Source organism: Rhodococcus sp. EPR-134 (genome assembly GCF_001647205.1).
In the GTDB taxonomy this organism is placed as follows: domain Bacteria; phylum Actinomycetota; class Actinomycetes; order Mycobacteriales; family Mycobacteriaceae; genus Rhodococcus_F; species Rhodococcus_F qingshengii.
The window spans coordinates 1-8,421 of record NZ_LVCT01000059.1 but is presented as its reverse complement, the minus strand read 5'-3'; the positions used below and the strand labels follow the sequence as shown (position 1 = coordinate 8,421).

The 8,421-nt window shown below is 64.3% G+C and carries 7 protein-coding genes; 4 read left to right on the top strand and 3 right to left on the bottom strand.

Annotated elements, in window-relative coordinates; translation table 11 throughout:
- Window positions 1–86: 86 nt before the first annotated feature.
- From A2J01_RS02945 to A2J01_RS02935, 3 genes are read right to left on the bottom strand one after another with little or no spacing between them, the layout of a single operon-like run.
- Window positions 87–719 (bottom strand): class I SAM-dependent methyltransferase, encoded by a 633-nt coding sequence (locus A2J01_RS02945; RefSeq protein ID WP_037132341.1) that lies wholly within the window; start codon window positions 717–719, stop codon window positions 87–89.
- Between the two features lie 21 nt (window positions 720–740).
- Window positions 741–3,224, bottom strand: a complete 2,484-nt coding sequence (locus A2J01_RS02940; RefSeq protein WP_064111878.1) for an FtsX-like permease family protein — start codon at window positions 3,222–3,224, stop codon at window positions 741–743.
- Window positions 3,224–4,006 (bottom strand): ABC transporter ATP-binding protein, encoded by a 783-nt coding sequence (locus tag A2J01_RS02935; RefSeq protein ID WP_051649487.1) that lies wholly within the window; start codon window positions 4,004–4,006, stop codon window positions 3,224–3,226. Before A2J01_RS02935 ends, A2J01_RS02940 begins: the two co-directional genes overlap by 1 nt.
- Before the next feature lie 109 nt (window positions 4,007–4,115).
- On the opposite strand from A2J01_RS02935, the gene A2J01_RS02930 reads away from it, so the two are divergent.
- From A2J01_RS02930 to murJ, 4 genes are all read left to right on the top strand, one after another.
- Window positions 4,116–5,354, top strand: a complete 1,239-nt coding sequence (locus tag A2J01_RS02930; protein WP_179090776.1) for a sensor histidine kinase — start codon at window positions 4,116–4,118, stop codon at window positions 5,352–5,354.
- Window positions 5,342–5,983, top strand: a complete 642-nt coding sequence (locus A2J01_RS02925; RefSeq protein ID WP_064111876.1) for a response regulator transcription factor — start codon at window positions 5,342–5,344, stop codon at window positions 5,981–5,983. The genes A2J01_RS02930 and A2J01_RS02925 overlap by 13 nt, the downstream gene beginning before the upstream one ends.
- 161 nt (window positions 5,984–6,144) lie before the next feature.
- A complete protein-coding gene (locus A2J01_RS02920; RefSeq protein ID WP_003945837.1) occupies window positions 6,145–7,173 on the top strand; it encodes a beta-ketoacyl-ACP synthase III in 1,029 nt (342 codons plus the stop codon).
- 97 nt (window positions 7,174–7,270) lie between these two features.
- A partial coding sequence (gene murJ, locus A2J01_RS02915; RefSeq protein ID WP_231915689.1) for a murein biosynthesis integral membrane protein MurJ occupies window positions 7,271–8,421 on the top strand: 1,151 nt, incomplete at its 3' end.

Sequence of the window (8,421 nt, the reverse complement as noted above, 5' to 3'; positions counted from 1 at the left end):
TTCTGCTTCTCCCAGTGAGGTGGTGCGGTCCAGCACTCCTAGTACCGCCCGAAGTTTATTACTCGTCGGTAACTTAATACATGTTACTAGCCGTTCTTTGCATTGCCAACACCGGATTTGCGTCCGATGACAAGCGCGTCGACCGCGATTCCCGTTTCGGTGTGCCTGTGGGGATTTCCGGCGATCTCGAACTCGAGCTTTCCGCGGAACTCCTGCATCAATTCTTCTGGTGTGTAAAGGATTTCGGGATCTTGCGGCCCGCCGACGCCGTAGTCGATGTTGCTTCGGTCGTGACCCAAAATCATGAGGATTCCGTCAGGTTTCAGAGAATTTATGGCACGGTTCACAACCAGGGTGCGTTGTGGTGCGGGCAGATGAAGGTAAAGAAGCAGGGCCAAGTCGTATCCCTGCTCGTTCCTCGAGGCGTAATCCGCGACGGTGACGTCGCCGCATCGGTAGTCGAGCCGGTCGAGAACCGATCGGGGTGAGCGGGCCGCGATCATGCGGGCTTTCTCGATCGCGACGGCCGAGTAGTCGATGCCGGTGACCTCCCAACCGCGAGTCGCGAGCCACAACGCGTTACGACCCTCGCCGCACGCCAGGTCCAGTGCCTGGCCGTGGGGGAGGGCCGTCGCGTATTCCACCAGCAATTCGTTGGGAGGAGCGCCCCAGACGAGCTCGGTTTCTTCGTACTTCTTGTCCCAGGCCGCCGCATCCATAGATGACGACGGTAGTGCCACTCAGTGGTTACGCACTCCGTCCATCGGGTTCTTGCGTAGAGCGGCGCGCGTCGGGATCGCGATGGAGACAAATCCCAGAACAGCGGTCACCGCGACGATGGAACCGTAAATCGCCGGTGAAATCGCCGGGATCGGCTGCCCGGACACCGCTACGGCAATGCCCATCAGAGGCGGCAGGGCGATCAGTGATCCGACCACGACGGCGATTCCCACCACCATCAACGACTCGATGCGCATCATTGCTCGGACCTGCCTCGTCCGCGAGCCCACCAGTTGAAGGAGCGCGAACTCGCGGGAACGCTCGGCAGTGGCGGCGACCAGGGTGTTCACGACTGCGACTGCGAGATAGCCGAGCAGGACGAGGACGGCGAGGATGCTGACCCACGACTGCATACGACGCTGATCTTCGCCCGCGGCCCCGAACTGGTCCTGGTTCATCGCGGCGATCGAGGGGAACGAGCGCAACGACTGCTGGACTTCGGCCGACCGTCCGGGTTCGGCAGCAACCAGAACGGTGTCGATCAGAGCGTCGGTGGAGTGCTGACGCAAAGTCTCGATCGGCATGGTCACGTCCCCGAATCCGAGGCCGCGACCATATTTTGCGACGACCATGGGATGTACCAGTGTTCCGTCACCCAGATAGAGGTCGACGCGCTGGCCTACCTTGGCTCCGAGGGTGAAGGCGCCGTCTTCGCTCACGGCAACGGTATCGCCGGTCAGAGCGCTGAGGTCGCCCTCGGTCACCGCGAGATCGAGGGTCGCGTCGGCGCTGGCGGCGTCGATGCCCTGGGCCGCGATCGCGCTGTCGGCTGAGCCGCCTTCCTCTCCGCTGGGTACCGGGAGGACTTGACTGCGGACCACCGGGTTTGCCGCACTCACTCCGGGCACCGATGCGATCGACTCGAGGAGCGAGGGAGCGATACCGGCTGGTGCGCCGACGATCAGGTCGGCGGTGACGCCCTTGATCGACTGGTTGGTCGCCTCGGCGGCGACGGTGCTCTGGCTGAAGAACTGCACCGAGCCCAGTGCGATTGCGAGAGCCAACGGAACAACCGCCGACGAGAGCCGTCTCGAATTGGATTCGGCGTTGGCGGCAGCGAGAACTTTGGACGCCGACCCACTGCGGCGCAGCGGACCGCCGATCACCTTGATGATGCCGCGCACCAACAAGGGGCCGAGCAGCGCGACCGAGAAGATCAACAACAGTGCGCTCGAACCGGCTCCAGCGGCCGCCACGCTGCCGGGCAGGAAAGCAGGGAGGACGCAGGCGCTGAGGCCGGCGGCGCCGAAGATCAGCCCGGTGACGATGCGTCCGCGGCTCAGTTTCGCCGGGCCGCTTTCGGATTCGCGAAGCGCTTCGACGGGGTCGAGCTTCGCCGGTCGTCGTGCCGCGATCGCCGCTGCCGCGCGGGCAGTGAGTACGCAGATCAGGAAAGCTGCGATCGCCGGAAGCGGGCTGTAGGCCAGCGCGAAATCGGTGGGCATGACCCCGGCGTCGGCGAACTGTGCGCCAAGCACTCGGGCGAGCAGGTATCCGGGCACCGCGCCGAGAGCTGCCGCCGCAGCAGCAACGAGCAGCACTTCACGTCCGATCATGACGTGCACTTGCCGCGTGGTGGCCCCGATTGCCCGCAACAGAGCGAACTCTCGGCGCCGGGCGTTGATCGAGAGCGACAGCGTGCTGGAAACGACGAACATACTGACCATCAACGCGAGACCGGCAAACGACGCGCAGAGCACGATCAACTGCGTCCGCGCAGCACCGGCGTCGAGGAATTCGATGCCTCCGCGTGCAGTGCCGGTCGAGACCTCCGCACCGGTTCCGGCGAGTGCATCGCGGGCGAGAGCGGCAGCATCCACGCCTTCGGGAGCGATCAATCCGACTGCGGTGACAGCGTTCTGGTGCGGCCACAACCGTTCGGCCTCTGCGTCGTCGAGGAAGACGAGTGCCGGACGGTCGGGTGACGGCACCGAAGCCGAATCAGCTGTGCCGACGACGGTGTACTCGTCCGTTACCGCGCCGTGAGCCAGCGTGATTCGCTCGCCGAGCGCGGCGCCCGTGGTCGAGACCACCTCGTCGCGGCTCTGCGGAGCGCGCCCCTCGGTGAGCGAGTACGGCGCCAATTGTGCTGTGTTCCAAGGATGTGCATCGAGTACGACGCCCTCGGCCGTGCTGACCGGGACGGAGATGTCGGGAACCACCGTGACATCGAGTGCGTCGAGCTTGCGGACCGTATCGTCGTCGAGGAGAACTCGCTCGGCAAAAGGCTGATCGGCGTCTTCCTTGACCTCGAGCGCCTGTGGTGCACTCACGACGGCGTCGGCACCGGCGTAGAGATGTGGTGAGACACCGCCCCGCACTCCCGATTCCAGCAGCACACCCAGACCGCAGGTGAGGAGCGCTGCACAGAATACGGAGACGAACACGGCGACGAAACCGGAGCGATGCGCTTTCAGGTGCGCAAAGGTGTGCGCTTTCATCATCACCAGTCCCCGAGGTGCGTCATGCGCTCGGCGATCTGCTGCGGGGTCGGGCGGTCGATGTGCCCGACAAGTTTCCCGTCGGCGAGGAACAGCACACGATCGGCGTACGACGCGGCCACCGGGTCGTGCGTGACCATGACGATGGTCTGATCGAACTCGGCAGCCGTCCGGCGCAACAACTCCAGAACCTGCTTGGCGCTGCGGGAGTCGAGGGCGCCGGTCGGTTCGTCGGCAAAGAGTGCGTCGGGGTGAGTGACGAGGGCGCGCGCGATGGCGACGCGTTGCTGCTGACCGCCGGACAGTTCGGAGGGTTTGCGCTTTCGGTGTGATCCGAGTCCGACGGATTCGAGGACGAAGGTCAGGTACTGCTTGTCGGCTCGTCGCCCGGCGAGGAGTAGGGGGAGCGTGACGTTCTGCTCGACGTCGAGAGCGCCGAGCAGGTTGTAGGCCTGGAAGACGAAACCGATGTGATCGCGACGGAAGATGCTGCGGGCCTTCGGCTTCAGTTGTGAAATTTCAGTGTCGCCCAGCCACACCGATCCGCTGCTCGGTCGGTCGAGGCCCGCGGCGCAGTGCAGGAAAGTGCTCTTACCTGATCCGGACGGGCCCATCACTGCGGTGAAGGTGCTGCGCGGCAGAGTGAGGCTGACGTTGTCGAGGGCGGTCACGGCGCCGCGGCCGTTGCCGTAGACCTTGCTGACCCCTTCGAGTCGCACGGCAGATGTTCGAGCTCCCGTGGCACCAGGAGCCGGCGGGGCGAGGACCGAGTGTCGATTCTTCATGGGAAGAACGCTATGGAGATTCGCCATTCGTCGACATCCAGCAGAGTCCCGAATCAATGGTGTAGCCAGCTGTAGTGGATCGTGCGGTGTGGTGCGGCATGCTGGGGCAGTGAAGAAGAGAACCAGGGCTGCGGTGTACGTGCTCGTCGAGGGCGCGGCAGCTGTGGTTTCCCTGTTCTTGCTGATGGTCGGTCTCATTCTGTTGTCGCTCTCGATTCTGATCGTCGGCTGGTTGCTGTTGCCGTCGTACGTGCGAGTGCTCCGGTGGTGGGCCGGCCTGGCTCGCAAACGCACCGCTGCGTACACCGGACGCCCTGTTCTGCAGCGATACCCACCGATGCCCAGCAATCCGACATTCGGGGACTGGAGCCGGTTCCTCACCGATCAGTCGACGAGGCGCGACGCGGCCTGGTTGTCGATTCATGGTCTGGGTGCTTTCGTCGCGGCGATGCTGACCATTGCTCTGCCACTCGGTGCGCTCAATGCGATTGCAGTCCCGCTGTACTGGCAGCAGATGCCCGCCGGTGAACCCGTCAACAATCCGTACCCCGTGACGTCGTGGCTGGGCGCTGCCGGAATGCCGTTGATCGGCATCCTGTACTTCCTGATCGCGTGGTGGTTGATCCCCGCGATGGCGAAATGGATCAGCTGGTCGACCACGACTTTGCTTGCGCCGGATACGCGTTCGGACCTCTCGAAGCGCGTCACCGCCCTGACGGCCAGCCGCGCTGCGGCGCTCGACGCGCATTCGGCCGAACTCAAGCGCATCGAGCGGGATCTGCACGACGGAGCGCAGAACCGTCTGGTCGCGGTGGTGATGATGTTGGGGATGGCCGAGCGGTCGTTGCAGAACAATCCGGACCAGGCTCTGCCACAACTGCATCGGGCCCAAGATGCGGCCACCGAGGCGTTGAGCGAACTCCGGACGTTGGTGCACGACATCTACCCGCCGATCCTCGACGAGTTGGGTCTGGAGGGCGCGATCTCGGCGCTCGCCGGGCGCTCCGCCGTGCCCTGCGTACTCGAGATCGACGAGCTCCGCCGTGCCCCGGCTGCCGTCGAGGCTGCTGCGTACTTCGTCGTCGCCGAGGCCTTGACCAACGTCGCAAAACACAGCGGAGCCCGCAGGGTCACCGTCACGGCACGGACGGAGACGTCGGACGACTCGTCGGGTGAGACGATGCTCATCGACGTGATCGACGACGGTCACGGCGGCGCGAACGAACGCCCGGGCGGCGGCGTGGCGGGTATTCGACGCCGGGTCGAGGCTTTCGAAGGAACCGCAGTATTGGAGAGCCCGGAGGGTGGACCGACAACGATGAGGGTGGAACTACCGTGCGGATTCTGATTGCCGAGGACGACGCTCATCTGCGAGAGGGGCTGGCCCTGCTGCTCCGTGGAGAGGGCTTCGAGGTGTCTGCCGTCTCCGACGCCGCACAGTTCCTCACGGTGTTCGAGGAGACAACCCCCGACGCCGCGGTGCTCGACGTCCGGATGCCTCCTACTTTCACCAACGAGGGACTTCGAGCGGCGATCGAGGTGCGCAAGCTTCGCCCGGGCTTTCCCGTCCTGGTCCTTTCCGCTTACGTCGAGGATCGCTACGCCGGTGAATTGTTGGCAGGAGGCGCCGGCGGGGTCGGGTACCTGCTCAAGGAACGAGTCGGGAAGGTAGCCGAGTTCGTCGACGCATTGAACCGGGTCGTCGACGGTGGAACCGTGATGGATCCCGAGGTCGTATCCCAACTGATGAGCCGTCGACGCGCCGACGATCCGATCAGATCGCTGACGCCACGCGAGTCCGAGGTTCTCGGACTGATGGCGGAGGGGTTGGGAAATCAGGAAATCGCCAGGAAACTGGTCGTCAGCGACACCGCTGTGAGCAAGCACATAGGAAATATCTTCGCAAAACTCGGCCTGTCGGCTTCCGAAAGCGGGCATCGTCGTGTTTTGGCAGTTCTAGCTCATTTGCGCGCCTGATCGTGGATCTGGACTACATACCTGACCGAAGCGTAATGTGAGCCAGCCTCATGTTGTTGCCGTGATCGAACGGTGACCTGAGAGGCAGGGGCTTATGTCCTGTACGTAACGTGTGATGTCGAATGCGCGTCATCACCAGAAACCAACGAGGAGATCGATCAATGGGTAAGCCGATTGCCAGTGTGGCCGGAGGTCGGCAGTCCGTCCTTCTCGGGCTCGGCGTTCACCGCCCGGAGCGAGTCGTGACCAACGACGAGATCTGCGAGCTGATCGATTCCACCGACGAGTGGATCCAGACGCGATCGGGTATCAAGTCGCGCCGGTTCTCCGGCGAAGGTGAAGGCATCCTCGCGATGTCGATCAGCGCGGCCCGTAAAGCACTGGACGTCAGCGGCATTGCCCCTGAGCAGATCGGCGCCGTGATCATCGCGACGTCGACGTGGGACCTGCAGACTCCCCAGGCTGCGTCCATCGTCGCCCACGAGCTCGGCATCAAGGGTCCGGCTGCTTTCGACGTCGCGGCAGGCTGCGCCGGTTTCTGTACCGCTCTTGCAGTGGCCAGCGACCTCGTTCGCGGTGGCACGGTTGATCACGTACTCGTCGTCGGCGTCGAGTTGATGAGCGAGGCCACCGAGCCCACCGATCGCAGCGTGCGCTTCATCTTCGGTGACGGCGCAGGCGCAGTTGTCGTCGGCCCGAGCGATACCGTCGGAATCGGCCCGGTCGAGTGGGGTTCGGACGGCAGCCAGTCCGACGCCATCGTTCAGGAGCCCAGCTGGCTCGACTACACCAAGAACCCGACCGGACCTCGGCCGTGGATCAAGATGGCCGGCACCGCGGTGTTCCGCTGGGCTGCCTTCGAGATGGGCAAGGTCGCCACCCGCACCCTGGAGAAGTCGGGGCTGGGTATCGAGGACATCGACGCTTTTGTGCCGCACCAGGCAAACCAGCGCATCAACGAGGTCATCGCTCGCAGCATGAAGCTGCCCGAGGGCTTCCCCGTCTCCAACGACATCGCCGAGACGGGCAACACGTCCGCGGCCTCGATCCCGCTCGCCATGGAGCAGATGCTGCGCGACGGCCAGTGCAAGCCGGGCGACAAGGCATTGCTTCTCGCCTTCGGTGCGGGCCTGTCCTTCGCCGGTCAGGTTGTCGTCATGCCGCCGTTGGCTGGAGCAGAATCCGCCTGATTGTTCCTTTCGCAAGGGCGCCTCGAACCCACGGTTCGGGGCGCCCTTCCGTTTCCGTCCGGATCGTCGAACGTCTGCGATGTGGCACTCTGGCGAGATGGTCGAGAGCGTGGGGGAGTCCGAACGCAAGTCCGAACGTTCAGCTGAGACGGGTGGCAGCTTGGCAAAGATGGGTGGGCAAGTGGCGCTCGCCAGCACGGTCAGTCGGATCACCGGCTTCGTCCGCACCCTTGCCCTTGCCGCGGTCCTGGGCATTGCCCTCGTCAGTGATGCGTACAACGCGGCCAACAGCTTCCCGAACATGGTCTATCAGCTCCTCCTCGGCGGGATTCTCGCCAGCGTCCTGCTTCCGTATCTGACGCGGCAACGGAGCCGTGGGCGGACGCTCGAACGAGAGCAGACGCAGCGCGTTCTCACCGTCGGAGCGCTGGCTCTTGCGCTCGTGACGGTAGTGGCCGTGGTGTGCGCGCCGCCTCTGGTCTCGGCCGTGATCGATGATCCGGCTCAACGAGAGCTCACGACACTCTTCGCGTACTTGCTTCTTCCGGAGATCTTCTTCTACGGCGTCACGGCGATGATGACGGCTGTGCTCAGCGTTCGATCGGTGTTCGGCGCGCCGGCCTGGGCACCGGTGATCAACAACGTCGTCCTTCTGGTGACGGTCGCGGTCTTCCTGTGTATCCCGGGACCGGTGGCTCTGACTCCCGAGTCGATGACCACCGCGCAGGTTCTGGTGATCGGTATCGGCACTCTGCTCGGGATCGTGGCGCAAACCGCCGTCGTTGCTCGAGCGCTGCACCGCAACGGGTTTCGGTGGCGCCTTCGCGTGCGCGTCGTACCGCACACCTGGCGCCCGGTGCGCGTCGGGGCGCCGTTGCTCGGCTGGGTACTTGTGTACGTCGTTGCCGGCCAGATCGGTGTGTGGGTGACGATGAAGGTCACTCTCTCCCGTCACGTCTACTCGATGTACACGCACGCGGATCTGCTGTTTCAAGTGGCGTACGGCATTCTCGGTGTGTCGTTGTTGACGGTGCTGATGCCGCGGATCGCCAGGTCGGTTGCTGCGGGTGACGACGTCGGCGTCGTATCCGATCTCGGCCGGGGAGCCCGGTATTCTGTGGTGGCGCTGATTCCGGTCACTGTGGCGCTCATGGTGTTCGGTCCCTCGTTGACCACCTTGATCTTCTTCGGCCGGGTCGACGGCAGCAGTGCCCGGTTGATCGGGACGGCCGTTGCGGTCAGTGCATT